Origin of the sequence: Streptomyces sp. NPDC050988 (assembly GCF_044456225.1) — a bacterium.
Taxonomy (GTDB): domain Bacteria; phylum Actinomycetota; class Actinomycetes; order Streptomycetales; family Streptomycetaceae; genus Streptomyces.
The window spans coordinates 21191-42119 of sequence record NZ_JBITFQ010000004.1; the positions used below are offsets into that span (position 1 = coordinate 21191).

At 69.6% G+C, this 20929-nt stretch carries 18 protein-coding genes; 14 read left to right on the forward strand and 4 right to left on the reverse strand.

Features of this window, described 5'->3' with window-relative positions:
• The first annotated feature begins 2 nt into the window (after positions 1-2).
• From ACIBEI_RS11295 to ACIBEI_RS11345, 11 genes are all read left to right on the forward strand, one after another.
• Entirely contained in the window at positions 3-941 is a 939-nt protein-coding gene (locus tag ACIBEI_RS11295; protein WP_190229603.1) for an N-acetylneuraminate synthase family protein, read from the forward strand.
• Between the two features lie 48 nt (positions 942-989).
• Entirely contained in the window at positions 990-2228 is a 1239-nt protein-coding gene (locus ACIBEI_RS11300; RefSeq protein WP_398887454.1) for a hypothetical protein, read from the forward strand.
• Positions 2229-2778: 550 nt separating this feature from the next.
• The gene (locus tag ACIBEI_RS11305; RefSeq protein WP_398887456.1) at positions 2779-4047 is read left to right on the forward strand and encodes an amidohydrolase; all 1269 of its coding nucleotides are present in this window, start codon (positions 2779-2781) and stop codon (positions 4045-4047) included.
• 302 nt (positions 4048-4349) lie between these two features.
• The gene (locus ACIBEI_RS11310) at positions 4350-5405 is read left to right on the forward strand and encodes a BMP family protein (RefSeq protein ID WP_388477605.1); all 1056 of its coding nucleotides are present in this window, start codon (positions 4350-4352) and stop codon (positions 5403-5405) included.
• A gap of 328 nt (positions 5406-5733) precedes the next feature.
• The gene (locus tag ACIBEI_RS11315) at positions 5734-6783 is read left to right on the forward strand and encodes a BMP family protein (protein ID WP_398887458.1); all 1050 of its coding nucleotides are present in this window, start codon (positions 5734-5736) and stop codon (positions 6781-6783) included.
• Positions 6784-7038: 255 nt separating this feature from the next.
• Positions 7039-8679, forward strand: a complete 1641-nt coding sequence (locus ACIBEI_RS11320; RefSeq protein WP_398887460.1) for an ABC transporter ATP-binding protein — start codon at positions 7039-7041, stop codon at positions 8677-8679.
• Positions 8679-9809 carry an ABC transporter permease gene (locus tag ACIBEI_RS11325; protein WP_398887462.1) on the forward strand — a complete coding sequence of 377 codons (1131 nt, stop codon included), beginning with the start codon at positions 8679-8681 and terminating at the stop codon, positions 9807-9809. The genes ACIBEI_RS11320 and ACIBEI_RS11325 overlap by 1 nt, the downstream gene beginning before the upstream one ends.
• On the forward strand, positions 9806-11071 hold the full coding sequence (locus tag ACIBEI_RS11330) for an ABC transporter permease (RefSeq protein WP_398887464.1): 1266 nt from the start codon (positions 9806-9808) through the stop codon (positions 11069-11071). Before ACIBEI_RS11325 ends, ACIBEI_RS11330 begins: the two co-directional genes overlap by 4 nt.
• Complete coding sequence (locus tag ACIBEI_RS11335) at positions 11068-11484, forward strand: cytidine deaminase (RefSeq protein ID WP_398887466.1); 417 nt, start codon at positions 11068-11070, stop codon at positions 11482-11484. The genes ACIBEI_RS11330 and ACIBEI_RS11335 overlap by 4 nt, the downstream gene beginning before the upstream one ends.
• A gap of 83 nt (positions 11485-11567) precedes the next feature.
• A complete protein-coding gene (locus ACIBEI_RS11340) occupies positions 11568-12851 on the forward strand; it encodes a thymidine phosphorylase (RefSeq protein WP_398888294.1) in 1284 nt (427 codons plus the stop codon).
• Between the two features lie 95 nt (positions 12852-12946).
• Positions 12947-13531 (forward strand): Uma2 family endonuclease, encoded by a 585-nt coding sequence (locus tag ACIBEI_RS11345; RefSeq protein ID WP_398887468.1) that lies wholly within the window; start codon positions 12947-12949, stop codon positions 13529-13531.
• A gap of 1 nt (position 13532) precedes the next feature.
• Here the strand turns inward: ACIBEI_RS11345 and ACIBEI_RS11350 are convergent, their stop codons facing one another.
• Positions 13533-14453: an AEC family transporter gene (locus ACIBEI_RS11350; protein ID WP_398887470.1), complete on the reverse strand. Its 921-nt coding sequence runs from the start codon at positions 14451-14453 to the stop codon at positions 13533-13535.
• Between the two features lie 202 nt (positions 14454-14655).
• On the opposite strand from ACIBEI_RS11350, the gene ACIBEI_RS11355 reads away from it, so the two are divergent.
• On the forward strand, positions 14656-15042 hold the full coding sequence (locus ACIBEI_RS11355) for an STAS domain-containing protein (RefSeq protein WP_398888296.1): 387 nt from the start codon (positions 14656-14658) through the stop codon (positions 15040-15042).
• Here the strand turns inward: ACIBEI_RS11355 and ACIBEI_RS11360 are convergent.
• Positions 14935-15942 (reverse strand): sigma-70 family RNA polymerase sigma factor, encoded by a 1008-nt coding sequence (locus ACIBEI_RS11360; protein WP_398887472.1) that lies wholly within the window; start codon positions 15940-15942, stop codon positions 14935-14937. The genes ACIBEI_RS11355 and ACIBEI_RS11360 overlap by 108 nt on opposite strands.
• Positions 15943-16367: 425 nt before the next feature.
• On the reverse strand, positions 16368-17684 hold the full coding sequence (locus ACIBEI_RS11365) for an MFS transporter (protein WP_398887474.1): 1317 nt from the start codon (positions 17682-17684) through the stop codon (positions 16368-16370).
• Positions 17685-17746: 62 nt separating this feature from the next.
• On the opposite strand from ACIBEI_RS11365, the gene ACIBEI_RS11370 reads away from it, so the two are divergent.
• Positions 17747-18700 (forward strand): LysR substrate-binding domain-containing protein, encoded by a 954-nt coding sequence (locus ACIBEI_RS11370; protein WP_398887476.1) that lies wholly within the window; start codon positions 17747-17749, stop codon positions 18698-18700.
• A gap of 101 nt (positions 18701-18801) precedes the next feature.
• Here ACIBEI_RS11370 and ACIBEI_RS11375 read toward each other — a convergent pair whose 3' ends face one another.
• Positions 18802-19563 (reverse strand): alpha/beta hydrolase, encoded by a 762-nt coding sequence (locus tag ACIBEI_RS11375; protein ID WP_398887478.1) that lies wholly within the window; start codon positions 19561-19563, stop codon positions 18802-18804.
• Positions 19564-19676: 113 nt separating this feature from the next.
• Here ACIBEI_RS11375 and ACIBEI_RS11380 point away from each other — a divergent pair, with 113 nt between their 5' ends.
• Positions 19677-20831: an adenosine deaminase gene (locus tag ACIBEI_RS11380; protein WP_398887480.1), complete on the forward strand. Its 1155-nt coding sequence runs from the start codon at positions 19677-19679 to the stop codon at positions 20829-20831.
• Positions 20832-20929 lie beyond the last annotated feature (98 nt).

Below are 20929 nucleotides of genomic sequence, written 5' to 3' on the forward strand. Positions count from 1 at the left end.
CCATGAGCACCAACTCCCGTCTGCGCCAGTTCGGTTCGAAGACCGCCGGCCCGGGTCACCCCGTCTACGTCGTCGGCGAGATCGGCATCAACCACAACGGCGACCTCGAGAACGCCTTCAAGCTGATCGACGCCGCCGCCGAGGCCGGCTGCGACGCCGTGAAGTTCCAGAAGCGCACCCCGGAGATCTGCACCCCGCGCGACCAGTGGGACATCGAGCGCGACACCCCCTGGGGCCGCATGACCTACATCGACTACCGCCACCGCGTGGAGTTCGGCGAGGACGAGTACCGCCAGATCGACGAGTACTCCAAGTCGAAGAACATCGCCTGGTTCGCCTCCCCGTGGGACACCGAGGCCGTCGCCTTCCTGGAGAAGTTCGACGTCCCGGCCCACAAGGTGGCCTCCGCCTCCCTCACGGACGACGAGCTGCTGCGCGCCCTGCGCGCCACCAACCGCACGGTCATCCTCTCCACCGGCATGTCGACGCCGAAGCAGATCCGCCACGCGGTCGAGGTCCTCGGCAGCGACAACATCCTGATGTGCCACGCCACGTCGACCTACCCGGCGCAGGCCGAGGAGCTCAACCTCCGCGTCATCAACACCCTCCAGGCCGAGTTCCCGAACGTCCCGATCGGCTACTCCGGCCACGAGACGGGCCTGCAGACCACGCTCGCCGCGGTCGCCCTGGGCGCCACCTTCGTCGAGCGCCACATCACCCTCGACCGCGCCATGTGGGGCTCCGACCAGGCCGCCTCCGTCGAGCCGCAGGGCCTGACCCGCCTCGTCCGCGACATCCGCACCATCGAGGCCTCCCTCGGCGACGGCGTCAAGAAGGTCTACGAGTCCGAGCTGGGCCCGATGAAGAAGCTGCGCCGCGTCCCGGGCGTCGTCGCCGAGGCCGAGATCGCGGCGGCGGCGGGCGAGCCGGTCGCGGTCTGAGTCACCTCCCCCACAAAAAGATCAAGGGAAAGCGACGGTCGTACGTCGATGAGTCCCCGCGCCGGGTCCACCGGCCCCCAGTCACCCGCCACCCTGGCTTTCGTGGAGAGCCCGGTGCAGCTCCTGAACGTCCTGGAGTGGGCGCATGCGCATGCCCTCAGGGCGGCTGCCCTGAGGATCACGGGCGAGCCCTCCGGACCCCCGGGCCCGGAACTGGGAGCCGGCAGGCCCGGCGGGACCGGCAGGTTCGGCCGGTCGGGCCGGCCCGGCGGTGCGGGCAGGACCGGCAGGACCGGTGGGGTCAGCAGGCCCGACGGGGCCGGGGCCGGGCTCACCCTCGTCGTCCTCTCGCCGACCGACCCGATGACCCGCGGCCAGCTCAGGCGCATGGCAGAGCTGGCCCGGGACGAGGGGTACGAGGTGCGGTGGGAGGAGGCACGGGGCGGTGCGACCGCGCCCTTCCACACGGTCGGCGGGCTCGCGCCACTGCTGCGGCGCGCGCGGCGCATCGTGATGGGCGACCCCTTCTCCCGGTACGTGCAGCTGCTGCTCTCCATCACCCGCGCCCGCGATCTCGTCGTCGTCGACGACGGGACCGCGACCATGGAGTTCGTCTCCCAGCTCGCCAAGGGTGAACGGCTGGTGCGCTGGCACCGGCGCGGTGGTCGTCCCGGGGCCCGGGACCTGGTCTTCGCACCTGTCTCGGCCCGGGCCCGCCGCCGGCTCACGCCGGGGAACAGCCGGCGGGTGGAGGTCTTCTCCGCCATGCCGATCACCGAGACGCCCGAGGGCGTCACCATCACGGCCAACGACTTCGCCTGGACCCGCTCCCGGTTCGGCCCGCCCCGGCTCACGAAGGGCGCCGACCTGGTCGGAACGTCCCTGGTGGAGACGGGGGTGGTGGACCCCGACCGCTACCTGGAGGCGGTGCGGGGCCTCGCCACGACGTACGGCGCGACCCGGTACTTCGCCCACCGCCGGGAGAGCCCGGAGAAGCTGCACCGGCTGGCGGTCGAGACCGGCCTGGAGATCGTCCGCCCGGACCTCCCCCTGGAACTGATCGCCCGCCGCGGCCCCATTGGCCGTACGATCCTCAGCTTCCCCTCGACCGTCGTGCACACGTTGCCGCTCGCGCTCGTCGGTACGGAGGTCAGGGTCGCCGTGTGCGACATCGATCCCGCCTGGCTCACGGAGAGCGCCTCCCCCCGGGCCCAGGGTTTCCTCTCGGGCGTCACCGGCACGGCCCGAGACGTCCACCGGTTGTCGGCCGTCTCGACGGCCACCTGATCCTGTACCTGGGGGTAACTGGTCGTACGCGGGTGCGGGTGGGTGAGGGCTGGTCGCGCAGTTCCCCGCGCCCCTGGGGGGTGGGCTGACCTGCCGTTTTCAGTCTGCGGGCCGGTGGGGGTTGCTCGCGCAGTTCCCCGCGCCCCTACAGGGCGGGGCTGAGCCCTGGCTTTTTGTCTTTAGGGGCGCGGGGAACTGCGCGACCAGCCCCCACTCACCCGCACCCGGCACACAACCCAAGCCAGGCAAGGCTGTCCGTCAGGTGAACAGAACCGGCCAGGGCCACGTATGCGTGGTATGCGTAGAGAGCCCCTCCCCGGAGACCCGGGAATGGGCATCGCCGCCCGGAGGTTCTCCCATCAGGAGACCTGGAGCACGATCCATTCGGCCACCAAGATCCACACGGCTGAAAAGCCGGGCGAGTATACCCATCCCAGTCAATATCTATGCGCCACGCGGCCAGGTTTTCTTCCCGAACGGGTTGAAGTTTTGTTGATCGTGGGTCAGTTGGCCGTCGCGTCGCCCTACCCTTCAGAGGGTGAACCAACTGATGTCCCGAGATTCCGAGGCCGACCAGCCCGGTGAAGCCACGCTTCCCGGCACGCTCCCGGGTGCGCTCGCAGACGCCCTCCCGGGCGCCCTCCCCGGCACACTGCCCGAGGCACTCCGCACAGAACTCGTGGCCTTCCGCCGCGACCTGCACATGCACCCGGAGCTGGGCAACCAGGAGTTCCGCACCACCGCCGCCATCAAGGCGCGCCTGGAGCGGGCCGGCCTCCACCCCCGCGTGCTCGCCATCGGAACCGGTCTCATCTGTGACATCGGCGACCCGGACCCCGCGCGTCCGATGCTCGCCCTGCGTGCCGACATCGACGCCCTGCCCATCCCGGACACGAAGACCGAGTGCGCGTACCGCTCGACCGTGCCCGACCGGGCCCACGCCTGCGGCCACGACATCCACACGACCGTCGTCCTCGGGGCCGGCCTCGTCCTCGCCCAGCTGCACGAGCAGGGCCTGCTGAAGCGGGCCGTGCGCCTGATCTTCCAGCCCGCCGAGGAAGTACTGCCCGGCGGCGCTCCGGACGTCATCGAGTGCGGGGCACTGGACGGCGTCGGCCGGATCGTCGGGGTGCACTGCGACCCGAAGGTCGACGCGGGCCGGATCGGGCTGCGGCACGGCCCCATCACCTCCGCCTGCGACCGCCTGGAGGTCTCGCTGGACGGGGCCGGCGGGCACACCGCACGCCCCCACCTCACCACCGACCTCGTCACCGCCGCCGCCCGCGTCGTGACGGACGTGCCCGCGCTGGTCGCCCGGCGGGTCGACGCACGGGCCGGCCTCGCCGTGACCTGGGGCCGGATCGAGTCGGGCCACGCCTGCAACGTCATCCCGCAGCACGCCGAACTCTCCGGGACCGTACGGTGTCTGGATCTCGCCTCCTGGCGGGCCGCGCCCGATCTGGTCCACGCGGCCATCGACGAGATCGCGAACCTGTACCGGGCCAAGTCGGAGATCAACTACATCCGCGGGGTGCCGCCGGTCGTCAACGACCCGGACACCACCGACCTGCTGCGGGACGCCATGGCCGCGCGGCGCGGACTCCACTCCGTGGAGGACACCGAGCAGAGCCTCGGCGGCGAGGACTTCTCCTGGTACCTGGAGCTGGTGCCCGGGGCCATGGCCAGGCTCGGAGTGCGCACGCCGGGGGAGCGGACCGTACGGGATCTGCACCAGGGCGACTTCGACGCGGACGAGTCGGCAATCACCGCGGGAGTGGAACTCTTCACCGCGGCGGCCCTCCTCGACGCAGGGGCCTGAGCGGCGGGCGCGGCCGGTCCTTCCGGTCGCGCCGTCCACCCCCGCGCAGTAGCGTGGTCCACTGTCAAGAACCACTCGTGTCGTCACGCGGACTCCACCGTGCCGGTTGCGGAGCGTGACTGCCGTGGTGGGTGCTGCGTCCCGATGTGCACCTTTCGATCCCGGGGTTCACAAGGACGTAACCGGCCATCGGCACGAATGGATAACGGCCAAGCGCTATCCCGTTCCCTCAAGGGTCTACGCGCGTTAATGTGCGCCGAACTCAGCACCCACTGCGGGGCTTGGAGAATGGGGAACTTCAGATGCGTCGGATATCCAGCCTGACCCGCGTCGCGGTGGGGGTCGCGTCGCTGGCGCTGGCGGCGACCGCCTGTGGCGGCACCAGCAGCGACAGCAGCAGTAGCGACAGCAGCGAGAGCAAGGGCGGCAAGGGCCTTGCCATCGCGTACGACGTCGGCGGCAAGGGCGACCAGTCCTTCAACGATGCCGCGTACGCCGGTCTGGAGAAGGCGAAGAAGGAGTTCGGCTACCAGACCGCCGACATCGAGCCCACCGACGGTGAGACGGACGCCGACAAGGAACAGCGCCTCGTCTCGCTCGCCAAGCAGGGCTACAACCCGGTCGTCGGTGTCGGCTTCGCGTACGGCCCCGCGCTGGAGGCCGCCGCCAAGAAGTACCCGAAGACCAGCTTCGGCATCGTGGACTCCGTGGTCGAGGGCGACAACGTCGCGTCGCTCGTCTTCGCCGAGCAGGAGGCCTCCTACCTCGCCGGTGTCGCGGCCGCCAAGGCCACCAAGACCAACACGGTCGGCTTCGTCGGCGGTGTGGACATCCCGCTGATCCACAAGTTCGAGGCCGGCTACACGCAGGGCGTCAAGGACACCAAGCCCAGCGTGAAGGTCCTCTCGCAGTACCTGACGCAGACCGCCGAGGAGGGCGGCTTCTCCAGCCCCGACAAGGGCAAGGCCGCCGCCGAGGGCCAGCTGGAGAAGAACGCGGACGTCATCTACCAGGCCGCCGGCCTGTCCGGCCAGGGTGTCATCGAGGCCGCGGCCAAGAAGAAGGTCTGGGCGATCGGTGTCGACTCCGACCAGTACAAGCAGGAGGCGCTGGCCGCGTACAAGGACTACATCCTGACGTCGGCGCTCAAGGACGTCGGCGGCGCGGTGTACTCCCTCGCCAAGTCGGTCGAGGACGGCAAGCCGCTGACCGGGGTCCAGACCTTCGACCTGAAGGTGGACGGCGTCGGCCTCGCCGACAGCAACCCGAAGATGGGCGAGATCGCCGGCCTCACCGACGCGGTGGCCAAGGCCAAGGCGGGCATCATCGACGGCACCATCAAGGTGAAGACCGAGTAGTAGTGGCCGAGGCGGGCCTTCGGACCCGTCACCGCCCGAACGGGCGAAGCGTCACAGGTCGAACAAATCGGTTGAAGTGATACGGAGCGGGCGGACATCCACGATGTCCGCCCGCTCCGGCGTTCCCCTCGCAGGTCATCCGCCGTGCACGGACCTTTGCGGTCGGCAAGCCCGCCCCCGGTCCGCGGAAGCCCTCGGGCACAGCCGCATAACAAGGTGGACAGAGGGGGTTCTCTCGCAGGTCTACGCGCGTTAATCTGCGGCGAAGCCAGCGCCGCAGCTCTACCGCCCGGCGCTTGTACTAGCTGGTACGACAGGAGCACAACACATGCGCCGGGTTCCCCGCATCGCGCTCGCAGGCGCAGCGGCCGCCTCTTTCGCCCTCGTCCTCTCCGCCTGTGGCGGTACCTCGACCTCCTCCGGTTCGGCGGACTCGAAGAGCGACAAGGGCCTCGCCATCGCGTACGACGTCGGCGGCAGGGGCGACCAGTCCTTCAACGACGCCGCGTACGAGGGCCTGAAGAAGGCGAAGAGCGAGTTCGGCTACGAGACCGCCGACATCGAGCCCACCGACGGTGAGACGGACGCCGACAAGGAGCAGCGCCTGGTCTCGCTGGCCAAGCAGGGTCACAACCCGGTCATCGGCATCGGCTACGCCTACGCGCCGGCCGTCAAGGCGGCCGCGGAGAAGTACCCCGACACCACCTTCGGCATCGTCGACGACTCCACCATCGAGGCGGAGAACGTCGCGGACCTGGTCTTCGCCGAGCAGGAGGCCTCGTACCTCGCCGGTGTCGCGGCGGCCAAGGCCACCAAGAGCAACACGGTCGGCTTCGTCGGCGGTGTGGACATCCCGCTGATCCACAAGTTCGAGGCCGGCTACACGCAGGGCGTCAAGGACACCAAGCCCAGCGTGAAGGTCCTCTCGCAGTACCTGACGCAGACCGCCGAGGAGGGCGGCTTCTCCAGCCCCGACAAGGGCAAGACGGCCGCAGAGGGCCAGATCGAGAAGAAGGCCGACGTCGTCTACGCGGCGGCCGGCCTGTCGGGCCAGGGTGTCATCGAGGCCGCCTCCGCCAACAAGGTGTGGGCCATCGGTGTCGACTCCGACCAGTACAAGCAGGAAGCCCTGGGCAAGTACAAGGACGCCATCCTCACCTCCGCGACGAAGGACGTCGCCAAGGCGGTGTACAACCTCGCGAAGTCGGTCGAGGACGGCAAGCCCGAGACCGGTATCGTCAGGGGCGACTTGAAGTCCGGTGAGGTCGGCCTCGCGGACTCCAACCCGAAGTTCAAGAGCGACACCGCGATCCAGGAAGCCGTATCGGCGGCCAAGGAGAAGATCATCGGCGGCGAGATCAAGGTCAAGTCCAGCTGACAGCAGTACCTCAGGAGCAGCTCAGTGATCCGGGGAAGTTCGTGCGTCGATCTTCCCCGGAGTCGCTCGTAACCGCGGGGTTACGTCCGCTCAACGGGGTACGGGGAGCCTGGCTCCCCGTACCCCGTTCTCGCGGCGCGTCGGCCCCTCATGTTGCCGTAGGGGCGCTACGCGCGTAGACGACCCCCTTTCCCTTCAGGAGAGTGCGCCATCAACGCGTCCAGCAGTCCTCCGGCCGGCGCGGTCAACGGATCGGTGACCGCAGTCGAACTCGCCGGGATCACCAAGCGGTTCCCGGGCGTCGTGGCCAACCACGACATCCACCTCAGCGTCCGCAAGGGCACGGTCCACGCGCTCGTCGGCGAGAACGGCGCCGGCAAGTCGACGCTGATGAAGATCCTCTACGGCATGCAGAAGCCGGACGAGGGGACCATCGCCGTCGACGGGAACCAGGTCACCTTCTCGTCGCCCGCCGACGCCATCGCCCGCGGCATCGGCATGGTCCACCAGCACTTCATGCTCGCCGACAACCTCACCGTCCTGGAGAACGTCGTCCTGGGCAGCGAGAAGTCGTACGGCATCGGCGCCAGGGCCCGACGCCGGATCGTGGAGCTCTCCGAGCGCTACGGCCTCGGTGTGCGCCCCGACGCCCTCGTCGAGGAACTCGGTGTCGCCGACCGCCAGCGCGTGGAGATCCTCAAGGTCCTCTACCGCGGCGCCCGGATCCTCATCCTCGACGAGCCCACCGCGGTCCTCGTGCCGCAGGAGGTCGACGCGCTCTTCGCCAACCTGCGCGAGCTCAGGTCAGAGGGCCTGTCGGTCATCTTCATCTCGCACAAGCTGGGCGAGGTCCTGTCGGTCGCCGACGACATCACGGTGATCCGCCGGGGCACGACGGTCGGCACGGCCGTCCCCTCCGAGACCACCCCGCGCCAGCTCGCCGAGCTGATGGTCGGCAGCGAACTGCCCACCCCGGAGACCGCCGAGTCCACCGTCACCGACCGGCCGGTGCTGACCGTCGAGAAGCTGCGCCTGGTCGCCCCGGGCGGCAAGGCCCTGCTCGACGACATCAGCTTCACCATCCACGAGGGCGAGATCCTGGGCCTCGCCGGTGTCGAGGGCAACGGCCAGACCGAACTGATCGAGGCCCTCATCGGCCTCAAGGCGGCCGACTCCGGCACCATCGCGCTGGCCGCCGAGGAGATCACCTCCTGGGCCACCCGCAGGCGCCGCGAACAAGGCATCGGCTACATCCCCGAGGACCGTCACCGCCACGGCCTGCTCCTGGAGGCCCCGCTCTGGGAGAACCGCATCCTCGGCCACGTCACCGAGAAGCCCAACACCCGCGGTGGCCGGGGTGTCTGGCTCGACATCAAGGGCGCCCAGGACGACACGCGCCGCATCGTCGAGGCGTACGACGTCCGCACGCCCGGCATCGACGTCACCGCCGCCTCGCTGTCCGGCGGCAACCAGCAGAAGCTGATCGTCGGCCGCGAGATGACCCACAAGCCGCGCTTCCTGATCGCCGCCCACCCCACCCGCGGAGTGGACGTCGGCGCGCAGGCCGCGATCTGGGACCACATCCGTGAGGCCCGCCGCGAGGGACTGGCCGTCCTGCTGATCTCCGCCGACCTGGACGAGCTGATCGGTCTGTCCGACACCCTCCGGGTGATCTACAACGGCAAGCTGGTTGCGGACGCCGATCCGGCGACCATCACCCCGGAGGAGCTCGGCTCGGCCATGACCGGCGCCGCCTCCGGACACCTGGAGAACGAAGAGCTCGTGGAACAGCTGGAAGAAGAGCAGGCAGAGCTCGAAGAGAAGGCAGCGCTCGAAGAGCCTGCCGAGACGCCGGCGGACGGCCCGGCAGACGCCCCGGAAGACGAGGCCCGCTGATGAAGAAGTTCGACAAGGAGCGACTGCTCCTCGCGGTGGCCGGACCGGTCATCGCGCTCGTCGTGGCCGTGGCGCTGACCTCGGTCGTGCTGATCGCCTCGGGGAAGAACCCGTTCGAGCCGTACTCGATCATGTTCGAGCAGGCCACGTTCTCCGACATCCAGGTCCTGATCATCAACCAGGCCTCGCTGTACTACATCGCGGCGCTCGCGGTGGCCATCGGCTTCCGGATGAACCTGTTCAACATCGGTGTGGACGGCCAGTACCAGCTCGCCGCCATGATGGCCGCGGTGGTCGGCGCCCACGCCAGTCTGCCGGCGGTCCTCCAGGTCCCGCTGCTCCTGCTCACCGCGGTCCTCACCGGCGCCTTCTGGTCCGGCATCGCCGGTGTCCTCAAGGTCACCCGAGGGGTCAGCGAGGTCGTCGCGACGATCATGTTGAACGCGATCGCGACCTCCCTCATCGCCTACTTCTGGCTGCCCAACGTCTTCGGCGTCAAGGTCGGCAACAACAACACCACCGGCGAGATGCACGAGTCCGGCTGGATCCCCGGCTTCGACATGGGCGACGCCGGCGAGATCTACGGCCTCGTCGTCCTCGCCGCCCTGCTCGGCATCGGCTACTGGGTCGTCCTCAACCGCACCCGCTTCGGCTTCGACCTGCGCGCCTCCGGCGCCTCGGAGACCGCCGCCGCGGCCAGCGGTGTGAACCCCAAGCGCATGGTCCTCACCGCCATGCTGATCTCCGGCGGCCTCGCCGGTCTCGCGGGCCTGCCGATCCTGCTCGGCGACTCGCACACGTACAGCCTGAACTTCCCGACCGGCATCGGCTTCCTCGGTATCGGCATCGCCCTGCTCGGCCGCAACAACCCGACGGGCATCGCCTTCGCGGCCCTCCTGTGGGCCTGGCTGGACAAGGCCTCGCCCGAGCTCGACTTCCACGGGTACGACAAGGAGATCGCGGTCATCATGCAGGGCCTGATCGTGATCGCGGTCGTCGTCAGTTACGAGGCCGTGCGCGAGTGGGGTCTGCGCCGCCAGCAGCGCCGCGTCGGCGCCGAACTCGCGGCGGGCCACGTGCTCGGCGCCACCTCCGACAACTCGACCCAGAAGGAGGTGGCCGGACGATGACCACCGTGACCGACCTCAACCAGCCCTCGCTGCAGCCCACGGCGCCCAAGGGCCGCCGGCTCACGCTCCCCGTCCTTCTGCTGGTCATCGCGGGCGGCCTCGCGCTGACCTCGATCGTGCGCATCATCACCGGCGCCGACGGCATCACCAACGTCAGCCAGATGTCGACCGCGCTCGAACTGGCCGTCCCGATCGGCCTGGCCGGTCTCGGCGGTCTGTGGGCCGAGCGCGCGGGCGTCGTCAACATCGGCCTCGAAGGCATGATGATCCTCGGCACCTGGTTCGGCGCCTGGGCCGGCTACCAGTGGGGCCCGTGGAACGGCGTCCTCATCGGCATCGTCGGCGGCTGCGTCGGCGGCCTGCTGCACGCGATCGTCACGGTCACCTTCAACGTCAACCACATCGTCTCGGGTGTGGCCATCAACATCCTGGCCCTCGGCGCCACCCGCTATCTCGCCCCGCTCGCCTTCGAGGGCGTGCAGGGCGGCTCGGCCAAGCAGTCCCCGCCGGTCGAGTCGATCGGCAACTTCACGGTGCCGGGACTGTCCGACGCGCTCGTCGACCTCAACGACAAGGGCTGGTTCTTCATCTCGGACGTCGCGGGTCTGCTCGGCGGTCTGGTCACCAACGTCTCCTGGCTGACCCTGATCGCCGTCGCGCTGATCCCGGCCACCTGGTGGATCCTGTGGCGCACCGCCTTCGGCCTGCGGCTGCGGTCCTGCGGTGAGAACCCGGTCGCGGCCGAGTCGCTCGGCGTCAACGTCTACAAGTACAAGTACCTGGCCGTGATCATCTCCGGCGGTCTGGCCGGCCTCGGCGGTGTCTTCCTCTCCATCGTCGCCAACCCCTTCTACCTGGAGGGGCAGACCAGCGGCCGCGGCTACATCGGACTCGCGGCGATGATCTTCGGCAACTGGATGCCGGGCGGACTCGCCCTTGGCGCGGGCCTGTTCGGCTACACCGACAGCCTCAACCTGCGCGGCGGCGCCGAGAACGTCCACGCGCTGCTGCTGCTCGGCGCCATACTGCTGGCCATCGGCGCCATCTGGCTGCTCGTCAAGAAGAGGTACGTGCCCGGCGTGATCACCCTGGCCGTCGGCGTCCTGGTGTTCACCTGGTACTCGCTCACCGACGAGGTGCCGAACCAGGTCGTCTCCGCCACGCCGTACGTCATCACGCTGCTCGTCCTCGCCCTGTCCGCCCAGCGGCTGCGGATGCCGAAGGCGGACGGCATGCCGTACCGGCGGGGGCAGGGCAAGTGACGTCCGCCGAAACCGGATCCGAGCCCGAGGTCGACTGGGAGTCCCTGCGGGAGGCGGCCCGCGAGGCCATGTCCCGTGCGTACGCCCCGTACTCGGGCTTCCCGGTCGGTGTCGCGGCCCTCGTCGACGACGGCCGGGTGATCTCCGGCTGCAACGTCGAGAACGCCTCGTACGGGCTCGGGCTGTGCGCCGAGTGCGGACTGGTCGCGCAGCTCCACAACACCGGGGGCGGCCGGCTCACGCACTTCACCTGCGTGGACGGCCGCGGCGAGATCCTGGTCCCGTGCGGCCGCTGCCGCCAGCTGCTGTTCGAGTTCGGCGGCCCCGATCTGATCCTGGAGACGCCGGCCGGGATCCTGCCGCTCTCGGAGATGCTTCCGCAGGCCTTCGGGCCGGGGCATCTGCGCAAGTAGTTCACGGTCGGCCCCTCCGTGTCGCGTGCCTCCAGGGCACCGGGAGGGGCCGCTGCACTTCGGAAGGAAAGGCCATGGCTTTGTTGTCGATGGATGCCATCTCCGTCATCCGCACCAAGCGCGACCGCGGCGAGCTGAGCGACGAGCAGATCGACTGGGTCATCGACGCGTACACACGCGGCGAGGTCGCCGACTACCAGATGGCCGCCCTGAACATGGCGATCCTGCTCAACGGCATGAACCGCGGCGAGATCGCCCGCTGGACGGCCGCGATGATCGCCTCCGGCGAGCGCATGGACTTCTCGTCCCTGTCCCGCCCGACCGCCGACAAGCACTCCACCGGCGGCGTCGGCGACAAGATCACCCTCCCGCTGGCCCCGCTCGTCGCGGCCTGCGGCGCGGCGGTCCCGCAGCTGTCGGGCCGGGGCCTCGGCCACACCGGCGGCACCCTCGACAAGCTGGAGTCGATCCCGGGCTGGCGCGCGCTGCTCTCGAACGAGGAGATGCTCTCCGTACTCGACGAGGTCGGCGCGGTCATCTGCGCGGCGGGCGACGGCCTGGCCCCGGCGGACAAGAAGCTGTACGCGCTCCGGGACGTGACCGGCACGGTGGAGGCGATCCCCCTGATCGCCTCGTCCATCATGTCCAAGAAGATCGCGGAGGGCACCGGCTCGCTGGTCCTGGACGTGAAGGTGGGCACGGGCGCCTTCATGAAGACGATCGAGGACGCGCGCGAACTGGCCTCCACGATGGTCGGTTTGGGCACGGACCACGGCGTCAGGACGGTAGCGCTGCTGACGGACATGTCCACGCCCCTGGGCCTGACGGCGGGCAACGCCCTGGAGGTCCGCGAGTCGGTCGAGGTCCTGGCGGGCGGCGGCCCGTCGGACGTCGTGGAACTCACCCTCGCCCTGGCCCGCGAGATGCTCGACGCGGCGGGCGTGAAGGACGCCGACCCCGCGAAGGCCCTTGCCGACGGCTCCGCGATGGACGCGTGGCGCCGCATGATCGCGGCCCAGGGCGGCGACCCGGACGCGCCCCTGCCCACCTCCCGCGAGCAGCACGTCGTCAAGGCTCCGTCCTCGGGCGTACTGACCCGCCTCGACGCCTACGACATCGGCATCGCCGCCTGGCGCCTCGGCGCGGGCCGCGCCCGCAAGGAGGACCCGGTCCAGGCGGCCGCGGGCGTCGAAATGCACGCCAAGCCGGGCGACACGGTGACGGAGGGCCAGCCCCTGCTGACCCTCCACACGGACACCCCCGAGCGCTTCGAGTACGCACTGGCGGCGGTCGAGGGTTCGTACGACGTGGCGGCCCCGGGGGCGGCCTTCACGGCGGCGCCGGTGGTGCTGGAACGTATCGCCTGAGCTGGAGTTCTCTCGTATGGGTGAACGGGATCGGTGGACCTACGCCGGTCCCGTTCGGCATGCTGGACTCGGTGACGCAACGAATGGAGACCGCCATGAGCGCACTCACCGTCGGCCACGACCCCGAGCAGAGCTGGGACGACCTCGTCCGGTTCTGGGAGGAGATGGAATGGCCTGAGGGCAGCAAGGTGGAGATCATCGAGGGGATCATCACCGTGTCACCTGCTCCCGCGTACCGCCACAACGTGATCGCAGAACGAATCCAGCGTCGCCTCTACTCAGTGATCCCTGAGGACTGGGGCGTCTTTCAGACACTGGCTATCGCAGTGCCGTCGCGCCTGGGCATGCTCATCCCGGACATCGTGGTGGCCCCTGTGCGGGAGGACGCCGAATCGGACACCCACATTCCGGCTGCCCTCGCCGAACTCGTCGTCGAGGTCACCTCCAAGTCCAACGCCCGCCACGACCGCATCAGCAAGCCCGCCGCATACGCCACCGCAGGCATCCCTCTGTACCTCCTTGTCGACCGCTGGGCGCCCGACGGCCCCACCGCGACGCTTTACGGAGAACCGAAGGGCGACGTCTACCGCCCCCTGAGCATCGCCAAGTTCGGGGAGACCATCAAGTTGCCCGCCCCCTTCGACCTCGCCATCGACACCAGCGAGTTCCCCGAACGCTGAATCACCCAAGCACGGCCGCCACCACCACAAGCACAGGCACTGCAGCCATCGTCGACAGCAGGATCGACTCCCGCGCCAGGACCTCACCCACGCGGTACCGGGACGCGTACGTGAAGAGGTTCTGGGCGGCCGGTAGGGCCGAGGTCACCACCACGTCGAGCAGGGGCGCGCCTCGGAGGCCGAAGACGCCCGCCGCCAACGCCCAGGCGGCCAGGGGCTGGCCCACCGACTTCAGGGCGACGGAGAGCAGGACGGGGGCTCGGTCGGGGCCGCGGCCCGGCATCGTGCTGCCGCACAGGGAGATGCCGAAGGCCAGGAGGACGGCCGGGACGGACATGTTGCCGATCAGGGTGAGCGGGTCGAGGACCGGGCCCGGGACGGTGAGGCCGGATGCCGAGACCGCTACGCCGGACAGGGAGCCGATGCCGACGGGGTTGCGGACGGGAGTGGTCACCCGCCGCCACAGGGAGGTCTTCTCGCCCGGGCCGGAGAGGTCGAGGACCGTCAGGGCCACCGGGGTCATCACGATCTGCTGGAAGAGGAGCACGGGGGCCACGAGTGAGGCGTCGCCCAGCACGTACACCGCGATCGGGATGCCGAGATTGCCCGCGTTGACGTAACTGGAGCACAGCGCGCCGATCGTCGTACGGCCCACGCCCCAGCGGCGTACGGCACCGACCGCGACGAACGCCCCGGCCACCGCGAACGTACTGATCGCCGTCACCAGCAGCCGGTTGGACAGGATGACCGACAGGTCGGCCTGCGCGAGCGTGGTGAACAGGAGCGCGGGGGTGGCCACGTGGAACGCGAGCTTGGTCAGCACCTCCCTGCCGTTGTCCCCGAGATAGCCGCGGCGGCCGATCAGACAGCCGACGCCGATGACGACGGCGATCACCGCGAAGCCGTTCAGCACCCCCTGCACGGCACCTCCCCGAGCTCGCGGAGATCCCGGGGGTGGCCGGGAGCGGCGGCGCGGAGGCGGTCGCGTATTCGGTCGGGGAGGAGCGCGGACAGGCGGTGGGGCGCCAATTCGTGGGGCATACACCGAACCCTCTTGGGTAGGCCCTGCCCAGGTCAATGTGACCTTGCGCTACCTGAACTTCGTGCTCGGTGAGCACGCAGCGATGAGTTCCGCGCCGCCCGCCGGTCTACCGCACGTGGACGCCATGACACCTGCCGTACTCGTACTGCCCGGCCCCGTCACCCGAGACGAGGTGCCGAGGCTCTGCGAGGACGTGCGCGCACGGCTGATGAGCAGCAGAGCCGACGTCCTGGTCTGCGATGTCGCCGGTCTCGGACCACCAGGTCTGACCACCGTCGACGCGCTCGCCAGGATGCAGCTCGCCGCCCGTCGCGCCGGGGGACGGATCAGACTGCGCGACCCGGACCCCGCCCTCCGTGCGCTACTCGGTCTTGTCGGCATCCCCTTCGAGGTCGAGGGGCAGCCCGAACAGCGGGAACCACCGCTTCGTGTCGAGGAAGCAATGGAACCCGGTGATCCGGCCCTCTGACGTCTCCAGGACCTGCACGGCCCACGCCGTGTAGCCGCCCGTCTCCGGGTCCGGCTTGTACTGGGCGAAGCCCGGCAGGCCGTTCACCGCGACCGGCACCAGATGCGAGTTCGCACAGGGCGCGCCGAGTGTCGTCATGAAGCCCGTGATGTCCTCGGGGCCGGACAGCCACAGGTCGAACGGCGGCATCGTCATCACGGCGTCCTCGTGCAGGAGTGCCGTGAGGGCCGTCATGTCGTACCCCTCGAAGGCCGCCACATAGCGCTCCAGGAGCTTCTGCTGCTCCTCGTCGAGCGGGTCGGAGGTGGCGGCCCGGGCCGCGGCGCCGTCGCTCTCGGCGAGCGTCGCACGGGCCCGCTGGAGCGCGCTGTTGACCGAGGCGACCGTCGTGCCGAGCAGCTCGGCGACCTCGCTCGCCTTCCAGGCCAGCACCTCGCGCAGGATGAGCACGGCCCGCTGCTTGGGCGGCAGTTGCTGCAGCGTGGCCATGAAGGCGAGGCGCACCGACTCCTTGGCGACGGCTGCCTCGGCGGGGTCCTCGACGACGGGCAGCACACGCGCGTCCGGCATCGGCTCCAGCCAGGTGTGGTCGGGGCGCGGGTTCAGCGCCGCCTGAGTGAGCGGTGTCGAGTCCGTCAGGTCCATCGGGCGGGCCCGCTTGTTCCCCGCCGACAGCATGTCCAGGCACACGTTCGTCGCGATGCGGTACAGCCACGAGCGCATCGAGGAGCGGCCCTCGAACTTGTCGTAGCTCCTCCAGGCGCGCACGAGCGTGTCCTGGACCGCGTCCTCCGCCTCGAAGGACGAGCCGAGCATGCGGTAGCAGTACCCCGTCAGCTCGACCCGGTGCTTCTCAAGGCGGACGTCGAGGTCCTCCACCGTCGCCGTTCCGTCGCTCATGGCCAACCCACCCCTGTGGCATGTTCGTCGTCACCTTCACCGCCTCTTTGCGATGCCGGCACTTCGGAAGCTACCGCACGGCACTGACAACGGCCCGTTGTATGGAGGGAGGTCATCGCTGGGGTGGTGGCGCCGAAACCGCGAAACGCTCAGTAGCAGCGGTTTCTACGCCGACGACTGAGCGCCTTCGGGGGCCTGACTACCGCAGCCCAGTCAACCGCTGACAGCATCCGCCGTACAGCTTGCACAGCGCTCGCCGCTGGATGCGACATCACGCTTGCGTCCAACTGCTCGGGGTGTGAGCAGTAGGGGCGATTGACTGCGCCCCGCACCTACGCGGTCAAGCGACGCCATACAAACGGGTCCACCGGCGCGGCCGGATCTGTGCCTTCAGGCGACTCCCACGTGGGAACGGAAGAGTGACGTTACTTAACGGAGCTCGGCAACTGCACCGTGTTACGGCTGATTCGAGCCGCGTGCGACCCGACGACCGTGATCGTCACGACGCCGAGGACCGCCAGCAGGCCGAGCGCCACCGTCCCGGCCCAGCCGCCGGTGTGGAAGGCGACCGCGCCGAGCGTGCCGCCCGCGCTGGAGCCCAGGTAGTAGGCGGACTGGTAGAGGGCGGAGGCCTGTGCGCGGCCCTCCTTGGCGGTGTGGCTGACCGAGGAGGACGCGACCGCGTGGCCCGCGAAGAAGCCCGCGGTGATCAGGACCAGGCCGAGCAGGATCAGCGGCAGGGAGTCGGCCAGCGAGACCAGCAGGCCCGCGGTCGTCGTGCCGCCCGCCAGATACAGCGCTCCGCGCCGGCCGAGCCGTCCCACCAGCTTCCCGGCGGTCGACGCCGAGACCGTGCCGACCAGGTAGACGAGGAAGATCGAGCCGATGATGCCCTGCGGCAGTGAGAACGGGGCGTCCGTGAGGCGGTAGCCGATCACCGTGTAGACGGCGCCGAACACCGTCATGAACAGCGCGCCGATCGCGTACAGCCTGCACAGCAGCGGGTTCGCGAGGTGACCGCGGACCGTGCGGACCAGCACCGCGGGCCGCAGAGAACCGGCCTTGAAGTGCTTCGGTGCCGGGAGCAGCAGCCGGAAGGCGACCGCGCAGCCCACCGCGATCAGTCCGATGACCCCGAGGGCGACCCGCCAGCCCCACTCCTGCGCGACCCAGCCGGTGATGACCCGGCCGCTCATGCCGCCGACGCTGTTGCCCGCGACGAACAGACCGATCGCGGTGATCAGCGCCTTCGGCCGTACCTCCTCCGCGAGATAGGCCATCGCCGAGACCGGCAGCCCTGCCAGCGCCGTACCCTGCACCGCCCGCAGCGCGACCAGCCAGCCGACCGACGGGGCGAAGGGCACCAGCAGCCCGACGGCCACCGCGATCGCCAGGGACACCGTCATCAACGTACGCCGGCCGAACCGCTCCGAGAGCGCGCTCAGCGGCAGGACGAACAGCGCCAGCGCTCCGGTCGCCGCCGACACCGTCCAGCTCGCCGTGCTCGCCGTGACCCCGAAGTCGCCGGAGATCAGCGGCAGCAGGGCCTGGGTGGAGTAGAGGAGCGCGAAGGTCGCGACACCCGCGAGGAAGAGCGCGAGGCTCATCCGGCGGTAGCCGGGCCCGCCGGGGGCCATACGGGAATCGACGGGAACGACGTCGAGGGGAGCGGCTTCGGTACGAACGGCGGTGACTGCGGAGGCGTCCACGATCGTGGACGCCCCGGTACTTGCGGAAGGCATGCTTCGAACCTAAAACCGTGCCGCTCATCCGTCCAATGCATGGAATCGTCATAATCGTTCCTGTGATGCATCAGCAGAGGTCAGAGCCTCACCTGTCACCGTCCAGTGACACAGAAGACATCGTCGCGATCCTCGCCCCGCGCCTCGCGTACTTCGCCGGGGTCGCCCGCACCGAGCACGTCACCCGGGCCGCGCAGGAGATGCAGGTCCCGCAGTCGACGCTGTCCCGCGCGATGGTCCGCCTCGAACACGACCTGGGCGTGGACCTGTTCGCCCGCAGAGGCCGCACGGTCTCCCTCACCCCCGCCGGACGCACCTTCCTGTCCTCCGTCGAGCGGGCTCTCGCCGAGATCGAGCGGGCCGCCGACGAGGTGCGCGCCGACGCCGACCCGGCCACCGGCAAGGTCGCCTTCGGCTTCCTGCACACCATGGGCTCCGAGACGGTCCCCGGCCTGATCCGCGCCTTCCGCGCCGACCACCCCCGCGTCCGCTTCAGCCTCGTCCAGAACTACGGCGAGGCCATGATCGAACGCCTGCGCTCCGGCGAACTGGACCTCTGCCTCACGTCCCCCGTCCCGGACGCCCCCGACCTCGTCGCCCGCCGCCTCGACGAACAGAAACTCCGCCTGGTCGTCCCCGCGGACCACCGCCTCGCCTCCCGCCGCCGCATCCGCCTGGCCGAGGCCGCCGACGAAACCTTCGTCACCCTGGAACCCGGCTACGGCCTCCGCCGCATCACCGACGACCTCTGCCAACAGGCGGGCTTCCGCCCGAGGGTGGCCTTCGAGGGCGAGGAGGCGGAGACCCTGCGGGGCCTGGTGGCGGCGGGCCTGGGAGTGGCCCTCCTGCCCCCACCGGCGGTGGCACGACCGGGAGTTGTGGAACTGACGGTCACGGCCCCAAGAGCAGCCCGCGAGATCGGCGTGGCCTGGCTGGACGGCCACCCGGACACGCCCCCGGTGGCGGCATTCAAGAGATTCCTCTTGTCAAGGAGGGGCAACCTGCTCCCCAACTGAGGATTCTTGGCGAGTCGGGCTCAGCGGTGGGCTTTTCAGGGGCGCGGGGAACTGCGCGACAAGCCCCCACCGGACCCGCACACCCCCACAACCCCCAACCATCAACGGCGAAGGGACCGCCCGAAGCCGGAGGCAAGAGGCATCCGCAACCCCAAAGGCGGCGGAGCCGCAAGCGCGTCCTCCACGGGCCGGGCGAAAGCCCGCCCGAACAACGCCCCCATCACGAAATCCTCGGCCAACGCGTGCACCTCATCGCGAAACGCGGACAACGCATGCCCGTCGGAATGCACCTCGAACCGGCACACATCCCGGTTCGCCTTCTTCGCCCGGGACGCCAGCCGGAACGACAACTCGGGATCGGTCCGCTCGTCGTTCGTGCCGTGCACGATCAACACCCGCCGCCCCACGAGCTGCTTCACCGGTTCGGGCGGCGCGGCGACATCCTCCTCGGGCAGCCAAGGGGACAGCGCCAGCACGGAGTTGACGGCGGTGTGCCCGCCCGAGTGCAGAGCGGCCCGCCCGCCCATGTCTGTCCCCGCGAGACACACAGGAACGTCCCCGTACCGCCGTACGACCTCGTCGGCGGCCCACGAGGCGTCCCGCGCCTGGTCCGCCTGTGTGCCGTTCCAGCCCCGGAACCGGTAGTGCACTACGTGCACCACCAGGCCGTCGTCGCGTCCCGCGCGGGTCAGCCGGCGCCCCAACGCCCGTACGGACGCGGTCGCCATCATCGGTGAGGGTCTGCGGGCCGAGGCCTCCTCGCCGCCCGGCAGCAGCAGCACCACGCCGCTCACCGCCGTCGGTTCCGTTCCGAGTGCCCGCCCGAGCCGGGCCGTGCGAAGCGGCGTCGCTTGCTGTGCCATGACAGAACAGTGTCAGAAGCGATGGTGTACGCCATCCGTCCGCACGGTCACCGTTACGTATCGACGGTTCCGCACAACAGGAGATCTACGCGCGTAGGCGGTAGAGTGCGGAAATGACGAGCCAGACCAAGAACACCCCGAGCTCGGAGCAGATCCGCCGGGCGCCGAAGGTCCTGCTGCACGATCACCTCGACGGCGGCCTGCGCCCCGGGACGATCGTCGACCTGGCCCGCGAGTCGGGCTACAAAAACCTCCCCGAGACGGACCCCGACAAGCTCGGCATCTGGTTCCGCGAGGCCGCCGACTCCGGTTCCCTGGAGCGGTACTTGGAGACCTTCGCGCACACCTGTGCCGTCATGCAGACCCGCGAGGCGCTCGTCCGTGTGGCCGCCGAGTGCGCCGAGGACCTCGCCGAGGACGGCGTCGTCTACGCCGAGGTGAGGTACGCGCCCGAGCAGCACCTCGAAGCCGGGCTCACCCTCGAAGAGGTCGTCGAGGCCGTCAACGAGGGCTTCCGGGAGGGCGAGCGGCTGGCCCGCGAGAACGGCCACCGGATCCGCGTCGGCGCCCTGCTGACGGCCATGCGGCACGCGGCCCGCGCCCTGGAGATCGCCGAACTCGCCAACCGCTACCGCGATCTGGGTGTCGTCGGCTTCGACATCGCGGGTGCCGAGGCGGGCTTCCCGCCCACCCGTCACCTGGACGCCTTCGAGTATCTGAAGCGGGAGAACAACCACTTCACGATCCACGCGGGCGAGGCCTTCGGGCTCCCGTCCATCTGGCAGGCCCTGCAGTGGTGCGGCGCCGACCGGCTCGGCCACGGCGTGCGCATCATCGACGACATCCAGGTCCACGAGGACGGCTCGGTGAAGCTCGGCCGCCTCGCCTCGTACGTACGTGACAAGCGCATCCCGCTGGAGCTGTGCCCCAGTTCCAACCTCCAGACGGGCGCCGCCGACTCGTACGCCGAGCACCCCATCGGGCTGCTGCGGCGGCTGCACTTCCGGGCGACGGTGAACACCGACAACCGTCTGATGTCCGGCACCAGCATGACCCGGGAATTCGAGCACCTTGTCGACGCGTTCGGCTATTCGCTCGACGACATGCAGTGGTTCACAGTCAATGCGATGAAATCAGCATTCATTCCTTTCGATGAACGACTGGCCATGATCAATGACGTCATCAAGCCCGGTTATGCCGAGCTGAAGTCCGAATGGCTGTTCCAGCAAACCGCTTCCACCAGCGGTTCTGTGAGCGAAGAGGGCTGAAGAAGAAGGATGGGAAGCGGCCGGGCGATGACGACTCGGCCGCTTTTCGATGTTTGCGGGGCGAGCTCGCACGTGATTACCGTTTCGGACCGCTCAAA

Bases quoted from the DNA above. Each gene is read 5' to 3' on its own strand.
- ACIBEI_RS11355 (WP_398888296.1), top strand. From the start codon at position 14,656: ATGAGTTCCGCGCCGCCCGCCGGTCTACCGCACGTGGACGCCATGACA.
- ACIBEI_RS11360 (WP_398887472.1), bottom strand. From the start codon at position 15,942: ATGAGCGACGGAACGGCGACGGTGGAGGACCTCGACGTCCGCCTTGAG.
- ACIBEI_RS11345 (WP_398887468.1), top strand. From the start codon at position 12,947: ATGAGCGCACTCACCGTCGGCCACGACCCCGAGCAGAGCTGGGACGAC.
- ACIBEI_RS11325 (WP_398887462.1), top strand. From the start codon at position 8,679: ATGAAGAAGTTCGACAAGGAGCGACTGCTCCTCGCGGTGGCCGGACCG.
- ACIBEI_RS11295 (WP_190229603.1), top strand. From the start codon at position 3: ATGAGCACCAACTCCCGTCTGCGCCAGTTCGGTTCGAAGACCGCCGGC.
- ACIBEI_RS11305 (WP_398887456.1), top strand. From the start codon at position 2,779: ATGTCCCGAGATTCCGAGGCCGACCAGCCCGGTGAAGCCACGCTTCCC.
- ACIBEI_RS11300 (WP_398887454.1), top strand. From the start codon at position 990: ATGAGTCCCCGCGCCGGGTCCACCGGCCCCCAGTCACCCGCCACCCTG.
- ACIBEI_RS11310 (WP_388477605.1), top strand. From the start codon at position 4,350: ATGCGTCGGATATCCAGCCTGACCCGCGTCGCGGTGGGGGTCGCGTCG.
- ACIBEI_RS11330 (WP_398887464.1), top strand. From the start codon at position 9,806: ATGACCACCGTGACCGACCTCAACCAGCCCTCGCTGCAGCCCACGGCG.
- ACIBEI_RS11315 (WP_398887458.1), top strand. From the start codon at position 5,734: ATGCGCCGGGTTCCCCGCATCGCGCTCGCAGGCGCAGCGGCCGCCTCT.
- ACIBEI_RS11375 (WP_398887478.1), bottom strand. From the start codon at position 19,563: ATGGCACAGCAAGCGACGCCGCTTCGCACGGCCCGGCTCGGGCGGGCA.
- ACIBEI_RS11365 (WP_398887474.1), bottom strand. From the start codon at position 17,684: ATGCCTTCCGCAAGTACCGGGGCGTCCACGATCGTGGACGCCTCCGCA.
- ACIBEI_RS11380 (WP_398887480.1), top strand. From the start codon at position 19,677: ATGACGAGCCAGACCAAGAACACCCCGAGCTCGGAGCAGATCCGCCGG.